17 protein-coding genes are annotated in these 16247 nt (G+C 34.2%); all 17 read left to right on the plus strand.

All coding sequences use genetic code 11. The features are described from left to right. Positions 1–59: 59 nt before the first annotated feature. The 17 genes from rpsA to ndk all read left to right on the plus strand — a co-directional run bounded on the left by rpsA (position 60) and on the right by ndk (position 16135). Positions 60–1265, plus strand: a complete 1206-nt coding sequence (gene rpsA, locus J2S19_RS19965; RefSeq protein WP_370875182.1) for a 30S ribosomal protein S1 — start codon at positions 60–62, stop codon at positions 1263–1265. Between the two features lies 1 nt (position 1266). Next, positions 1267–2346, plus strand: a complete 1080-nt coding sequence (gene fni, locus J2S19_RS19970) for a type 2 isopentenyl-diphosphate Delta-isomerase (protein ID WP_307345578.1) — start codon at positions 1267–1269, stop codon at positions 2344–2346. A 378-nt stretch (positions 2347–2724) separates the two neighbouring features. Continuing rightward, a complete protein-coding gene (locus J2S19_RS19975; RefSeq protein WP_307345580.1) occupies positions 2725–3321 on the plus strand; it encodes a YphA family membrane protein in 597 nt (198 codons plus the stop codon). Between the two features lies 1 nt (position 3322). After that, positions 3323–4207, plus strand: coding sequence for a YIEGIA family protein (locus J2S19_RS19980; protein ID WP_307345582.1), 885 nt, complete (start codon positions 3323–3325; stop codon positions 4205–4207). Between the two features lie 4 nt (positions 4208–4211). After that, positions 4212–4403: a capping complex subunit for YIEGIA gene (locus tag J2S19_RS19985; protein WP_307345583.1), complete on the plus strand. Its 192-nt coding sequence runs from the start codon at positions 4212–4214 to the stop codon at positions 4401–4403. A 294-nt stretch (positions 4404–4697) separates the two neighbouring features. Then, the gene (gene der / locus J2S19_RS19990) at positions 4698–6008 is read left to right on the plus strand and encodes a ribosome biogenesis GTPase Der (RefSeq protein WP_307345586.1); all 1311 of its coding nucleotides are present in this window, start codon (positions 4698–4700) and stop codon (positions 6006–6008) included. A gap of 144 nt (positions 6009–6152) precedes the next feature. Next, complete coding sequence (locus J2S19_RS19995; RefSeq protein ID WP_307345588.1) at positions 6153–7184, plus strand: NAD(P)H-dependent glycerol-3-phosphate dehydrogenase; 1032 nt, start codon at positions 6153–6155, stop codon at positions 7182–7184. A 608-nt stretch (positions 7185–7792) separates the two neighbouring features. Beyond that, the gene (locus J2S19_RS20000; RefSeq protein ID WP_307345590.1) at positions 7793–7996 is read left to right on the plus strand and encodes a DUF2768 domain-containing protein; all 204 of its coding nucleotides are present in this window, start codon (positions 7793–7795) and stop codon (positions 7994–7996) included. 24 nt (positions 7997–8020) lie between these two features. Then, a complete protein-coding gene (locus J2S19_RS20005; RefSeq protein WP_307345593.1) occupies positions 8021–8740 on the plus strand; it encodes a YphF family lipoprotein in 720 nt (239 codons plus the stop codon). A gap of 229 nt (positions 8741–8969) precedes the next feature. Beyond that, on the plus strand, positions 8970–10448 hold the full coding sequence (gene spoIVA, locus J2S19_RS20010; RefSeq protein WP_307345595.1) for a stage IV sporulation protein A: 1479 nt from the start codon (positions 8970–8972) through the stop codon (positions 10446–10448). 679 nt (positions 10449–11127) lie between these two features. Then, entirely contained in the window at positions 11128–11406 is a 279-nt protein-coding gene (gene hbs / locus J2S19_RS20015) for a non-specific DNA-binding protein Hbs (protein WP_034332307.1), read from the plus strand. A gap of 514 nt (positions 11407–11920) precedes the next feature. Further along, complete coding sequence (gene folE, locus J2S19_RS20020) at positions 11921–12487, plus strand: GTP cyclohydrolase I FolE (protein ID WP_307345598.1); 567 nt, start codon at positions 11921–11923, stop codon at positions 12485–12487. 88 nt (positions 12488–12575) lie between these two features. Continuing rightward, positions 12576–12803, plus strand: coding sequence for a trp RNA-binding attenuation protein MtrB (gene mtrB, locus J2S19_RS20025; protein ID WP_307345601.1), 228 nt, complete (start codon positions 12576–12578; stop codon positions 12801–12803). A 250-nt stretch (positions 12804–13053) separates the two neighbouring features. Then, on the plus strand, positions 13054–13845 hold the full coding sequence (locus J2S19_RS20030; RefSeq protein WP_307345604.1) for a heptaprenyl diphosphate synthase component 1: 792 nt from the start codon (positions 13054–13056) through the stop codon (positions 13843–13845). Beyond that, on the plus strand, positions 13845–14552 hold the full coding sequence (locus J2S19_RS20035) for a demethylmenaquinone methyltransferase (protein WP_307345606.1): 708 nt from the start codon (positions 13845–13847) through the stop codon (positions 14550–14552). The genes J2S19_RS20030 and J2S19_RS20035 overlap by 1 nt, the downstream gene beginning before the upstream one ends. A gap of 72 nt (positions 14553–14624) precedes the next feature. Beyond that, positions 14625–15587 carry a heptaprenyl diphosphate synthase component II gene (hepT, locus tag J2S19_RS20040; RefSeq protein ID WP_307345609.1) on the plus strand — a complete coding sequence of 321 codons (963 nt, stop codon included), beginning with the start codon at positions 14625–14627 and terminating at the stop codon, positions 15585–15587. Positions 15588–15679: 92 nt separating this feature from the next. Next, positions 15680–16135, plus strand: coding sequence for a nucleoside-diphosphate kinase (gene ndk, locus J2S19_RS20045; RefSeq protein WP_307345612.1), 456 nt, complete (start codon positions 15680–15682; stop codon positions 16133–16135). Positions 16136–16247: the final 112 nt, after the last annotated feature.

A 16247-nucleotide genomic window follows, 5' to 3' on the forward strand; every position in this document is an offset into this window, starting at 1 on the left:
AGAAGTTTAAATAAGGAAGTTTTTTCATTTTATTAATAAGTTAAGTGCTTTTTAATAAAATGATATCTTACATATATTTAATCAAGAGTCGCGCAGGTTTTGACCAAGGAGGTAATAAGATGGAAGAATTGAATAGCGTTCAAGTTGAAACACCTGAAGTTGGAGATGTTGTCAAGGGAATAGTTACTAAAGTTGAAGAGAAACAAGTTATCGTCGAAATAGAAAATTGTAAATTCACGGGAATTATTCCTATAAGTGAGCTTTCAAGTCTACATGTTGAGAAGGCTTCAGATGTTATTAATGAAAACGAAGAATTAACGTTACAAGTTTTGAAAGTAGAAGAAGAAGCACTTGTTCTGTCAAAAAGAGCTGTTGATGCTGAAAAAGCTTGGGATTCGTTGCAGCAAAAATTTGAAACAAAAGAAGTCTTTGAGGCAGAAGTAAAAGATGTTGTTAAAGGCGGACTAGTAGTTGATCTCGGTGTAAGAGGATTTATTCCTGCATCATTAGTTGAAGCGCATTTTGTTGAAGATTTTTCCGATTACTTAGGTAAATCACTTTCTCTAATAGTTGTAGAGATTGACCGAGATAAGAATCGTGTTATTTTATCACATCGTGCAGTAATTGAAAAAGAGCAAATTGAAAAAAAATCAGCTTTGTTGGATACAATTAAAGTAGGGGACGTTATTGAAGGTAAGGTCCAACGACTAACTGATTTCGGTGCTTTTGTTGATATAGGAGGTATCGACGGTCTAGTCCATATTTCACAGCTATCACATACTCATATCGACAAACCTTCTGATGTTGTGGAAGAAGGTCAATCAGTTACTGTTAAAGTACTTGGTATTGACCGAGATAATGAAAGAATCTCGTTATCGATTAAAGAAACACAAGCTGGTCCATGGTCAAATATTTCAGAAAAAGTGAAAGCTGGCGATATTTTAGAAGGTACAGTGAGACGACTTGTTGCATTTGGTGCATTTGTCGAAATATTACCTGGTGTTGAAGGACTTGTTCACATTTCTCAAATATCGAATAAACATATAGGTACACCTCAAGAAGTACTTGAACATAACCAAATAGTTAAGGTGAAGGTCTTAGATGTAAATGAGTCTGAGCAACGTATATCATTAAGCATCCGTGAACTTGAAGAAACAACAAAAGCATCAGACGAAGATTTTCGTAATTATCAAGCACAAGAAGATAATACATCAGGGTTCCAATTGGGTGAAATGATTGGAGACCAGTTAAAAAAATTAAAATAAAATGGTGATTTTGGTGAGTGATCGAAAGCAAAGAAAACTAGAACATATTCAACATGCACTAACATCTGGACAAGATCGAACAAATGGGTTTGAGGATATAACATTTATACATCAAAGCTTACCAAATCAGTCGTTAGCAAATATTCAATTAGACACAAAAATTGGCGAACTTATATTAAGTTCGCCAATTTTTATAAATGCAATGACTGGTGGAGGTGGCAAAAAAACTCTAGAAATTAATGAAGCATTAGCAAAAGTTGCAAAAGAGACAAATATCGCTATGGCAATTGGTTCACAAATGGCTGCAATTAAGGATAAATCGGCAATAGCATCTTATGAAATTGTTCGAAAGGTGAACCCGAAAGGTATCATATTCGCAAATATCGGAAGTGAAGCAACTTTAGATGAGGCGAAGTTAGCTATCGAAATGATTGAAGCCGATGCCTTGCAAATTCACATAAATGTAGTGCAAGAGTTAATCATGCCTGAAGGAGACCGAGATTTTACGGGTGTTCTAGCAAGGATTGAAGAAGTAGCTAAAAATGTAAATATTCCCATTATTGTAAAAGAAGTAGGGTTTGGTATGAATCGGGAGGTGGCTAAACAGTTAAAGGAAGTGGGCATAAACATTGTCGATATTGGAGGGCGTGGAGGTACAGATTTTGCAAAAATCGAAAACTTAAGACGAGAACGAATGCTAGAAAGTTTCAACGAATGGGGCATACCTACAGCATCTTCAATTGCAGAGGTAAAAACATCATCAGCAAATATGACGATTATGGCTACCGGTGGGATACAAAGTGCATTAGAAGTTGCTAAAGCAATAAGTTTAGGAGCTTCAGCGGCTGGTGTTGCTGGCTACTTTTTAAAGATCTTAATAGAAAATGATGGTGACTATTTAGTAGAAGAAATAAAAGAGATGAAAAAACAATTATCGATTATTATGACTGCTTTAGGGACTAGTACAATTAAACAGCTTCAACAGAGTCCGATTCTTATAAGCGGTAAGACTCATCATTGGTTAACAGAACGTAACATTAATACAAAGGAATACAGCGTAAGGACAATGATAAAGAAGTAGAAATTCAGAGGTTAATCATCTGAATAAGCTACTTCTTTTTTATTTGCAGTTTACGTAAACATCGTTGTTTTATACTCAGTTGGCGTTAGGGGTTGGTGTCCTTTTACAGTACTAGTTTTTCACGGTGGGATGGTGTGCCTCATAGTCCCGGCGGCTACCCGTTTATGCTAAAATTAACAATCTCTTGGAAAACATCCCTTTTATTTAACTCAACAGAAGCAAAATATATCCAGCTAAATCAACAATAATCATTGAGAAATCATAACCAAATAGTCAACAAATGTTCTTCTTTCATTGTGTCTATAAATTAAAAAAGTTTTTAGTTTTAGATTAAAACTAATTGAAAAAAGACATAATGGGTATGTAGGAGGAGTGGATGTGGAAGGGATTTTTTATTTTTGGTTTATGTGGTTAGCGTGGATTGTGACAACATTCCTATTGAGGAAGAGTACAGTTAGGCTTAAGTTAGGAATCTTTCTTATGATAACTATTATGATGAGCAAGTATTTTGTACTCCTTGGGGAATATAACATTAGAATTTCACTACTTTTATTTTTGTTTTTAGGCTACTACTTAGCGACAAAAATGAAAAGTGCAAAAATATCTTTTTTCATCATGGCTATGACACTTACACTAGCCTACTCAGGAATTTTGCTTTTTCGGATATACGACCCGGTATGGTTCCTTTTTGATTACCGTTTGATTGTAAGTCTTGTGATTAGTATATTAGCGATTTACTTAGGGAGAAAACCTACTGAAAAGTTTACTTTATTCATCATATCCATCGGACAAGGAGAATTTATATATTGGGGAATTCTTGGGAAATTTCATAGTGGATTAACAATCGGTACGTCTGCTAGTTTAGATATCTTAGCAATTGGTTGTTTTTTCATTTACATTTGGGTAATTGCACAACAGGTAATAACTTACATTGAACAAAATATCCAAAAACCTGCAAAGGAGAAACAAGGCTAACATGAATGAATATACATTACCGGTCCTTTTTGGTGTAGTTGTAGGTGTACTAACAAGACTACATATGTTAAAAACAGATTATCGACAGTACCCCACGTATTTACACGGGAAAATTATTCATATCGCTTTAGGCTTTATTGCTGCTGGATTAGGAACGGTTGCAGTACCATCGATAATGGAGGAAGACTTCACTGCTATTACTTTTTTGACCCTAGCTGCTTCGCAGTTTCGTGATGTTAGAAATATGGAACGTAATACATTAACTGTTCTTGATGGCTATGAGCTAGTTCCAAGAGGCAGTACTTATATAGAGGGAATTGCTGTTGCGTTTGAGAGTAGAAATTATCTCGTCATCTTTACATCACTATTAACAACTTTCGCTTACTTAGTTGGTAATTTTGTGATAGCTATTGTAGTAGGTGTTATTTGTTTCCTTGTATGTAGAAAACTAATGGCAGGAAGCCGTATTAAAGATATTGTAAATATTGAGTATGTTGAACCTCATTTTGAAGGTGCCGGTCTTTATGTAGGTAACATTTACATTATGAATATTGGGTTACCTGACAAACAAAAAGACGTTTTGAAATACGGTATGGGTTTTATTTTAACACCAAAAAATCCAAATTCTACAGCGACAATAGCAAATCTAGGACAGAGGCAAGCAATTTTACATGATGTTTCAACTGCCTTAGGTGTTGTAAGAGACTCAGGGGAACCTGCGCTCGTTCCATTAGCAAAAAGAGATTTAGATGATGGTAGACTTGGGGTTTTTGTTCTTCCTCAAGAACGAAATGTGGACAAGGCCATACGAGTAATTGGAGAGACGCCAACACTGGAAAATGCGATTAGAATGCCAACTGAAGCGAAGGCGAATAAAAGGGGTTAACGAAATGAGTTCATCTTTAGAAAAGTACATATTAGCGATAATAACAACAGATAAAACAAAAGCTGCTGGGGGAACTGCGATATTTACTTGTGAAACAAAGGAAGAGATGGATTTTTACGCTAAAAATTTAGAAGCAATTTTAGATGGAATTGCACATGGAATTGGTGATGACTTATATGTTATCGTAAAACACTGAGTTGAGTATTTTATAAATGTTTGCTAATATATAAAAGTTAAGCCCTTCTTTTGTTTAGAAGGGTTCTTTTATTAAGTTTGTTTGTCGTAAGCTTTGTTTAATTAAATTGTAAAAACTTCTGATGATTGTAGAAAATAATATGCTCCTATTCATATGAAATGTACGTTTTAGCTATACATATTCGTTTTTTAGTTTCTATGTAATGTTTCATATATCTTTTACGAATAAAGGATTTGCATAGCTTATATATCGTAAGTCAAAATATTAGAAGTAGATAAAGAAAGGGTGAAGGATATGGCAAAACCAATAATTGCAATTGTAGGACGACCTAATGTTGGTAAATCCACGATTTTTAATCGAATTGTAGGTGAGAGAATTTCTATTGTTGAAGATATTCCAGGCGTTACAAGAGATCGGATATACAGCTCAGGTGAGTGGCTTAATTATCAATTTAATATTATCGATACTGGTGGAATCGATATCGGAGATGAACCATTTCTCTCGCAAATTAAACACCAAGCAGAGATTGCGATTGAAGAGGCTGATGTTATTATATTTTTAACAAATGTTCGTGAAGGTGTTACAGCAGCTGATGAGGAAGTTGCCAAAATATTATATAAAACAAATAAACCTGTTGTTTTGGCAGTAAATAAAGTGGATAATCCTGAAATGCGTACAAATATTTATGATTTTTACTCATTAGGATTTGGAGATCCGTTTCCGATATCTGGTTCACACGGGTTAGGCTTAGGAGATTTACTAGATGAAGTTGCTAAACACTTTCCGAACATTGGTACGGAAGATTATGATGACACTACTGTAAAATTTTCATTAATAGGCCGTCCGAATGTTGGTAAGTCTTCATTAGTTAATGCAATTTTGGGAGAAGAGCGCGTAATTGTAAGCGATATAGCTGGTACAACTCGTGATGCCATTGATACAGCATATAAATATGAGGGTCAAGAATTTGTGATTATTGATACAGCTGGAATGAGAAAAAAGGGTAAGGTTTATGAAACAACAGAGAAATATAGTGTTTTACGGGCCTTAAAGGCGATTGAACGATCAGATGTAATTCTTGTTGTTATTAATGGAGAAGAAGGAATTATTGAACAGGACAAGCATATTGCGGGATATGCACATGAAGCAGGTAAATCAGTAGTCATTGTTGTTAATAAGTGGGATGCAGTTGAGAAAGATGAAAAAACAATGAAAGAATTTGAGGTCAACATACGTGAGCATTTTAAATTTTTAGATTATGCGCCTATTGTATTCTTATCCGCTATTACAAAGAAACGAATCCACACGTTAATGCCGAAAATATTAATTGCTAGTGAAAACCATTCTAGACGTGTTCAAACGAATGTTCTAAATGATGTCGTAATGGATGCAGTTGCGATGAATCCTACGCCAACACATAAAGGGAAACGGTTAAAGATTTTCTATACAGCACAGGTAGCAGTTAGACCCCCAACCTTTGTCGTATTTGTAAATGACCCTGAGCTTATGCACTTCTCATATGAACGGTTCTTAGAAAATCGGATTCGTGAAGCTTTTGATTTTGAAGGCACACCTATAAAGATATTTGCTAGGGAAAGAAAATAATTCAATATTTTTTGTTATGCAAGTCAGTTACGTAATAGCTATTGTAATCAATTTATGAATTGGTAACTGATTGCTCATGCAAAAAAATGATTTAGGGTATATCAGAAATGGCTTACCCTCTTTTTATAGGAAGGATGTGTAGAAATGGAACAAATTACTGTTTTAGGTGCCGGTAGCTGGGGAACTGCTTTGGCTATTGTGCTTGCTGATAATGGCCACCATGTAAAACTATGGGGACATCGTCAAGAATTAATCAACGAAATTAACGAAACTAGGAAAAATGAAAAATACTTACCGGGTATTGAATTACCTAGTCGTATTCATGCAATTTCTGATTTGAAAATGAGTTTAAATGGGGCCAGAACAGTTGTGTTAGCAGTACCCACAAAGGCAATCCGAGAAGTATTACAACAAATTGCACAATCGATTACAGAAGCAATTACGATCGTGCATGTAAGTAAAGGAATTGAGCCTGATACATTATTACGTATTTCGGAAATTGTAGAAATCGAAATGCCGAAGCATTTACTGAAAGATGTTGTTGTATTATCAGGTCCAAGTCACGCTGAAGAGGTTAGTCAACGTCATATTACAACAGTTACTTCATCTTCTAAAAACCTGCATGCAGCAGAATACATACAAGATTTATTTATGAATCAACATTTTCGTGTTTACACAAATCCTGATATTATTGGGGTTGAGATTGGTGGATCTTTAAAGAATATAATTGCATTAGCGGCAGGAATAACCGATGGTCTTGGCTACGGAGATAATGCAAAAGCAGCACTTATTACAAGAGGTTTAGCAGAAATTGCTCGACTAGGCAGTAAAATGGGTGGAAATCCCCTTACTTTCTCTGGTTTAACAGGAATAGGTGACTTAATTGTTACTTGTACTAGTGTACATTCGCGAAATTGGAGAGCGGGAAATCTTTTAGGGAAAGGTCAAAAACTTGAAGAAGTATTGGATAATATGGGTATGGTTGTCGAAGGCGTCAGAACAACAAAGGCAGCCTATCAGCTAGCTCAAAAATACAATGTAAAGATGCCGATTACCGAGGCGCTTTACGACGTATTATTCAATGGCCAGTCTCCAAAAATTGCAGTGGATGCGTTAATGGCACGTGTGAAAACACATGAAATGGAAGACCTAGTAAATGTTATGGATAATCGCTAACTAATAATATGTGTAATCTCTTCTCATAATTAGGTGGCAATATAAAGACAACGCGCATACTATAACATTGAAAAATAAAGGGTACATTATATCCTATAAGGTATAGACTGCGTGTTATTCGCGGATATTCATTTGATTACTTTCCTTAAGTTGCCGACATTAACCTAACTTGTAAAGTTTCTTAAACAATTCTAGGCATTAGAGGATACAAAGTTATCGGAATTCGCATAAAATGCAACGTAGTCAATATAGAGTTGTTCTTATAGTTGGGTACAATTTAGTCAATCATCTTGCTGAAGTAAAGTTCGTCCCCTCTTTACTTCAGTTTTTTACTGTATGTGTAATTTATAGATTCAACATGAGGATGTATAGTATATTATAATCAACGATAATATAGTCCTAGTCCTACGGTTAATTTACATGAAAAGTTAATTTGTATAAACATAAAATAACTAATGTTTGTATAACTCATAGTGTTGCTTTATTTTTTGTTTTTATTTTTTGTTTATTTTTTTGGGAAAAACATAGGACAAGCTTTAATGTATTTCGGTACGCTTAAATGAAATGGTAAGTTATACATAAAATATATAAAGTTAGGAGGACAAGAATTGAATATCGCACTTATGAAAATGTGGATATCATTTGCATCCATGGGTTTTATGTTTATCTCAATATTATTAATCTATTTAAGTAGATTTAAATTAAAAAAAGGAATTTTAAGAGTCATTGTGACGATATTTGCTTATCTATTTATGATTCTAGCAGGTCTGATAATTCTTTTCGTTGTATTTAGTGGCCCTGTATCTGAATAATATGGAAAAGGAAGTTGCTTGCCAATGAAATGTTTGAAAATAGTATCCTTATTATTAACCTTTGCTTTATTAACAGGATGTCTTTATCCAGAAGAGAAACTTCAGAAAAACTCAGTACCTTACGATGATCAAATAAGTGCTGTTCAAACAACTGTGAAACAATACCAAGAGGATACAGGTGGTCTGTTACCTATAAAAACAAGAGATATGACAACACCCATTTATCAAAAGTATCCGATTGATTTTAGTAAATTAACACCTAAATATATGGCCGAACCACCAGGAACAGCTTATGAAAGCGGAGGGATATATCAATACACTTTAGTCGATGTGGAAGAGAATCCTACTGTAAAACTAATTGATTTAAGGATATCAGAAGCTATTCATGAGTTAAAAGTTAGGTTGAATGTATATCGTCAATCAAATGGATACCCTCCGTTTAAGGATATCGTTGCCGATGGCATATTCACTTTAGATTATGAAAAATTAGGATATGATGAGCCGCTAATGGTTCAAAGTCCGTTTTCTGGTGAGTATCTGCCATTTGTTATCGATAACCAAGCTGAAGTTTTCGTGGATTATCGAATAGACTTAAGTAAAACTCTAGAAAATAATGAACATCGTTATACATTTGGAGACGATATCCGAGATATTTTACTTGAGGATAGTCATTTTGTACCTGTATATTCTATGCCATATACAATTGATGAAAAAGGAGAACCGATTTTTCTTTTGAATAAATAATCATAAAAAAAATAATAAAATTGTCATGAACCCTTCTTTAGAGAATAAACTTTAAAAGAAGGGTTTTCTTTTTCGCTTTTAAGTAGTACACCAATTAAATAAATTAGCGATAATGGAAAAAAGTTTGCTAGCTAAGTCATAAACAAATAGGACAACGTCATACATATATAGTGTCCTATAAGATGACGGATAAGATTTATCCCAAATTGTAAAATCGGGAGGGGATCACTTGGAAAAAGTAGATATTTTCAAGGATATCGCTGAACGAACTGGTGGCGATATATATTTAGGAGTAGTTGGTGCAGTTAGAACAGGTAAATCTACTTTTATTAAGAAGTTTATGGAGTTAGTTGTTTTACCTAATATTGAAAATGAATCAGATAAAGCTAGAGCTCAAGATGAATTACCACAAAGTGCAGCTGGTAAAACAATTATGACGACTGAGCCTAAATTTGTCCCGAATCAAGCAGTTTCCATTCACGTGGATGAGGGACTTGATGTCAATATTAGATTAGTAGATTGTGTAGGTTATACTGTTCCAGGTGCAAAAGGTTATGAGGATGAAAATGGTCCTCGCATGATTAACACTCCTTGGTATGAAGAGCCAATACCATTTCATGAAGCAGCTGAAATTGGAACGCGTAAAGTTATTCAGGAACATTCAACAATTGGTTGTGTCATTACGACAGATGGTTCGATTGGAGATATTCCTAGACAAGATTATTTAGAGGCAGAAGCAAGAGTTATTGAAGAATTAAAAGAAGTAGGTAAACCGTTTATTATGATTATTAATACGGTTCGTCCGCATCACCCTGAGACAGAAGCCCTTCGACAATCATTAAATGAGCAATATGATATTCCTGTACTTGCAATGAGTGTTGAAAGTATGCGGGAATCAGATGTGCTAAATGTATTAAGAGAATCTTTATACGAATTCCCTGTTTTAGAAGTAAATGTTAACCTGCCAAGCTGGGTAATGGTATTAAGAGATGACCATTGGTTAAGAGAAAGTTATCAAGAAGCTGTGAAAGATACTGTAAAGGATATAAAAAGATTAAGAGATGTTGACCGGGTAGTTGGTCAGTTTAGCGAATATGATTTTATCAACCGGGCAAGTTTAGCGGGAATTGAAATGGGTCAAGGGATCGCGGAAATTGATTTATATGCACCTGATGATTTATATGATCAAATCTTGAAAGAGGTTGTAGGTGTAGAAATCCGTGGCAAAGATCATTTACTCCAATTGATGCAAGATTTTGCCTATGCGAAAGCTGAGTATGATCAAGTAGCAGATGCATTAAAAATGGTGAAACAAACTGGATATGGAATAGCTGCACCTGCTCTAACAGATATGAGTCTAGATGAACCAGAAATTATTCGCCAAGGCTCTAGGTTTGGTGTTAGATTAAAGGCTGTAGCACCTTCTATCCATATGATAAAAGTTGATGTAGAATCTGAATTTGCTCCAATTATTGGTACAGAAAAACAATCTGAAGAGTTAGTGCGCTATTTAATGCAAGATTTTGAGGATAACCCGCTTTCAATTTGGAATTCTGATATCTTTGGTCGAAGCTTGAGTTCGATTGTTCGAGAAGGCATTCAAGCTAAACTTTCACTCATGCCTGAGAATGCACGATATAAACTTAAGGAAACACTGGAGAGAATTATTAATGAAGGCTCTGGTGGTTTAATCGCAATTATTCTATAGTGTAAAGGCCTCCTCAAAAGGGGTCTTTTTTTTATTTAAACATTAGCATTTTAACTTATAAGGTGTGGAGACAGCTTCCATTGCATAACCCATAATCCCACGATTATCTACTTTAAACCGTAGTTAACTATATAGCAGTGTGAAAAATAACATTCAATTTTAAAGGATATATTAATATAGTTTTAATTAATTTTGAAAAGAATGTTTGAATCTCAAATAAGTATTAAATTTTAAGACAACATGTAGGATTAATGCAGATGATACCACTTAATAAAATTCATAATAGGTTTAGTAATGCTGTAGTTTATAAAAAAAATATTAATATTTTGCACAAATCAATATTTTCAAAAAACATTCAAAAAACAGGAAAGAAGTGTAAAAAAATCGAACCTTTGTTCTTATCTAAGGGGGAAAACGTTGATATTAATGGTTTTTTATTAGGAATAAACTTGATTCAATAGATTTAATATGATAATCTACTTAAGAAATAAATTTCTCTGTTGGTCAATTCTTCCTTACACATCAAGATTCGTGATGAAAATCATTGAATTATGTAAAAAAATCATATAAGATAAGCGTGTTGTGATATTTTTTAATTTCTATCATGTATAGAATTGAATCAAACTGTGAAGAAATGAGACTAATAAGAGTCCATCCCTTTTGGGAGGAGGTGAAAGGCATGAATAAAACAGAACTAATCAACGCAGTAGCTGAAGCTAGTGAATTATCTAAAAAAGATGCAACAAAAGCAGTTGATGCTGTTTTCGATACAATTTTAGATGCACTAAAAGATGGTGACAAAGTACAACTTATCGGTTTTGGTAACTTTGAAGTTCGTGAGCGTGCAGCTCGTAAAGGACGTAACCCACAAACAGGTGAAGAAATCGAAATCGCTGCAAGTAAGGTGCCTGCATTCAAACCAGGTAAAGCGCTTAAAGACGCAGTTGCAGGAAAATAAGTTTGTCGTGTAATACTTATTACATACAACCAAAAGCCCCTTCATTAGGGGCTTTTTGATTGTTCATAATGTTTTTTATATTTAAAGGATATTAAAAAAAGAAAATGGCCTTTGTACTTACTTAATCTTATAAACGGTTAGTTGAAGTGTAAATGCATCTAACCCGCGGAGAGCAAGTTAATAGGCAACCGATAACGAGAATACATAAGTAATAAACGTCATTATTTAAAAAATTGCCTTTAAATAAACTGTTGCTTTTACACAAACATATGTAAGTTGGACTAACTGATTGCGAGAATACTACTACGATACATGATAAAGGTGGACTCATATACAATCGTATTAAGACCAGCTAGTAAAGACAACTTTGGAAAAGCAACTATGTATACATAAATAGCGAAGGAATACGTAAAAATAGACTATTGCATAATATAATTCATTATTATGTATATTTTGCTATTTCACCTTTCTTTATGCTAGAATCGGTATTAATTGTACTTTCAGGAGGAAAGAAATGGGACAGGTTGATATAAAAAAGATAGAGCAAGCTGTTGTACAAATTCTCGAGGCAATTGGTGAAGATCCATCTCGAGAAGGATTACTAGATACACCTAAACGTGTTGCAAAGATGTATGAAGAAGTATTTAGCGGGTTAAATGAAGATCCGACAGAACACTTTAAAACTGTTTTTGGAGAAGACCATGAAGAATTAGTGTTAGTAAAAGATATCCCTTTTTATTCTATGTGTGAACATCATTTAGTGCCTTTCTTTGGACAAGCCCATGTAGCATACATACCGAAGGGTGGCAAAGTAACTGGGTTAAGCAAATTGGCTCGTGCTGTAGAGGCTGTTGCTAAAAGACCTCAGTTGCAAGAAAGAATAACGTCAACGATTGCAGATAGTATTGTGTCATCATTAGATCCTCATGGAGTGATGGTTGTAGTTGAAGCTGAACATATGTGTATGACGATGAGGGGTGTCAAAAAACCAGGGGCTAAAACAATAACATCAGCTGTACGTGGGATTTTTCACAATGATGCAGCGGCAAGAGCTGAGGTTCTTTCGTTTATTAAAGGTTGATTTTTTTACGATACATAGGACATACAAAATGATATGATAGAATCGAAACAAGATAATCAAATGAAAATTTATTAGGGTGGGTGCTAACATGTCAAATCCCAAAAATGATTATGTCGTCATAAAAGCTATTGAGGACGGAGTAAATGTAATAGGTCTGACAAGAGGTACGGATACAAGATTTCACCATTCAGAAAAATTAGATAAGGGTGAAGTCATGATTGCTCAATTTACAGAGCATACATCTGCTATAAAAATTAGAGGTAAAGCTGTTATCCAATCCGCATACGGTGAAATGGAAAGTGATGCAAAAAAATGAGCAGGGATTCCTGCTTTTATTTACGTTAATACTATTATTATGTTGACCAAAAACGAGAATAAGCCAACCCAACGAGTACCAATATGTTATAATTAATATTAGAGTTATTTAATTGTTTTATAAGAGAGACCAGTGGGTATATACTTTTATTGACTAATTAGTTGTTAGCTAACAAAGTAATAACATTTGTGTTTTGTGTATTCACGAATCATAGAGAGAGAATGTTAAATTGGGGACAAGGGTGATATATTTGCAGGACATCTATGTAAAATTAACAAAAATTAAATCGATGCTTCAAAAAAAGTTGAGTCATCCTTTTCTTGAGCAATATTTGTCCACTCCAGAAATAGATGATGATAAGCTATTACTTCTGTATGCAATTTTTGATGAGATAGAACTTCCTAGTCAATTAAAGGAACGTTATATCATGACAGCTATGCTTGTACAAATCGCACTTGATACTCATGACAAAGTGACAGTAGATAAGAATATAAACCATGATGCTTTTGTTGAACGGCAATTGACTGCTTTAGCAGGGGATTACTATAGTGGTTTATATTATGGCATGCTCTCTGAATTGAAGGACATCCAAATGATACGCGTATTAGCTGAAGCGATAAAAGAGATAAATGAAAATAAAATTAAACTCTATCATGATAAGGAACTAAGTGTACAAACAACTATGGAAAGTGTGTTAATTGTTGAAACCGCCCTTTTTCAAAAGATAACACAACATTATAAGTTAGACTTCTGGAACCTATTTTCAACAAAATTTTTGACATATAAAAAGCTATCTCATGAAAAATTCCATAATGAAGAGAAAATAGCTACACTTGAATTATCAAAAATGAAGCAAGAACGCTACCCAATCAATTCGTTGAAAAGGATATGTGAATTATTTTATGATGATACAGTATCCCTTTTAGACGCTTGTTTAATAAAGACACCTTCTATTAAAGAGTTATTATTTAAACGAGTGCAAAATATTCGTTTACATGAGAAATTAGATTACAAAAAGACTGTGGAAGAAGGTTTGTCATAATGCAACACTCGAAAGAAGAAAGAGTACACGGAGTATTTGAAAAAATCTATAAAAATTATGACCAAATGAACTCGGTTATAAGCTTTCAGCGTCACAAAGCTTGGAGAAAAGAAACAATGCGAATCATGCAGGTACAACCAGGTCAAAAAGCATTAGACGTATGTTGTGGAACAGCTGACTGGTCAATTGCATTAGCTGATAAGGTTGGAGAAACTGGACAAGTTACAGGACTAGATTTTAGTAAAAATATGCTGAAAATAGGTCAAGAGAAAGTTGAACAGCTTGGATTAAAAAATGTTACATTACTGCATGGAAATGCAATGGAACTACCTTTCGACGATAATACATTTGATGTTGTTACAATTGGCTTTGGCCTAAGAAATGTTCCGGATTATATGCAAGTACTAAAAGAAATGAATCGTGTCCTTAAACCAGGTGGAAAGGCAGTTTGTCTTGAAACCTCACAACCTACAGCGCCGATTTTTAAACAATTCTTTGCTGTTTATTTCCGATATATTATGCCTTTGTTCGGTAAAATCTTTGCAAAAAGTTATAAAGAATATTCATGGTTGCAAGAATCTGCACGAGATTTTCCTGGAATGCAGGAATTAGCTAACATGTTTCGTGATGCAGGCTTTATCGAAGTTCAAGTTAAACCATTTACAGGTGGGGTTGCTGCAATGCACTTAGGAATTAAAGGTGAGTGAATAAACATCGCTATTTTTAATTAGAAATAACATATACCGTGTACGACAATAAGATGTATTAAGGTGAAAAGTATGAAATTTAAAACATTGTATTCATTTTTGAATACAGATCTTAAAATCATAGAATTAGAGCTTGAAAAAACAGCAGTCTCACAACATTCACTCATAAGAGAAGCTAACATGGAATTATTACAGGCAGGCGGTAAAAGGATTAGACCCGTCTTTGTTCTCTTATCATCGATGTTTGGTCAGTATGACATTAATGTTGTTAAACACGTCGCTGTATCGCTTGAGACGATTCATATGGCATCGTTAGTCCATGATGATGTAATTGATGATGCTGATATTAGGAGAGGAAAGCCTACGGTTAAATCGAAATGGGATAACCGGATTGCGATGTATACAGGAGATTTTTTACTTGCCCGTTCATTAGAGGTAATGACGAAAATAGAAAATCCACTTGCGCATCAAATACTTTCCAAAGCGATAGTTGAAGTATGTCTTGGTGAAATAGAGCAAATAAAAGATAAGTATAATTTTAACCAATCATTACGAACATATTTAAAAAGAATAAAAAGAAAAACAGCTTTATTAATCGCAGTAAGCTGTCAATTAGGAGCAATATCTGCAGGTGCGAATGAAGAAATACATCGTAAACTATATTGGTTTGGTTATTTTGTTGGAATGTCTTTCCAAATTACCGATGATATCCTAGATTTTACAGCAACTGAAAAAGAATTAGGAAAGCCAGTAGGAAGTGATCTTCTCCAAGGAAACATTACGCTTCCTGTTTTATTAGCTTTAAAAAATCCAACGATGCGAAATGACATCTTACAAATTAGTAACGAGACGACACCGAAAGAAATTGAACCATTATTACATAAAATATTAGAGTCAGATGTCATTGCTCAATCAGAATCGATAAGTAACCGCTATCTGCAGAAAGCATTGGATATTCTAGAAACACTACCTAGAAATCGAGCTAGAACAACTCTATTTAGTATTGCTAAATACATAGGGAAACGTAAATCATAACTTGATATTGTATATTGAATAATACCATAATACATGGTATTATTCTTGTGGAAAAATGTAAGCCTATACATAACTGATGGAGTGGAGTGTACATGGTAAGTAAAACTTTTTTAATGGTAAAGCCAGATGGTGTACAAAGGCAAATAATTGGGGATATTATTAGTCGTTTTGAAAGAAAGGGTTTACAACTAGTCGGTGCAAAATTGATGAGAGTTACTACTGAATTAGCAGAAGAACACTATAAGGAACATAAAGGCAAACCTTTTTATGAAAATTTAATTCAATTTATTACTTCTGGGCCGGTATTCGCGATGGTTTGGCAAGGTGAAAATGTCGTAGATATCACGCGTAAACTAATCGGTAAAACAAATCCGAAAGATGCAGAACCTGGGACAATCCGTGGTGACTATTGTTTATATGTAAGCAAAAATATTATACATGGCTCAGATTCAGAAGAAAGTGCTGTTCGAGAAATTAGTTTGTTTTTTAATGAAGATGAAATACTTGAGTATAATAAGGATATTGACGTTTGGATTTATAAAAGCTAGCATTGCTAGCTTTTTTATTGTTTAGCGTACAATGTCAAATACTTTTTTCAAGTTTTTGGGCAACTCAAACACACTTACTGTAGTTTCCTAATTCTACCAGTAACAATTAACC

It is taken from the genome of Metabacillus malikii, from assembly GCF_030813355.1.
GTDB lineage: Bacteria > Bacillota > Bacilli > Bacillales > Bacillaceae > Metabacillus > Metabacillus malikii.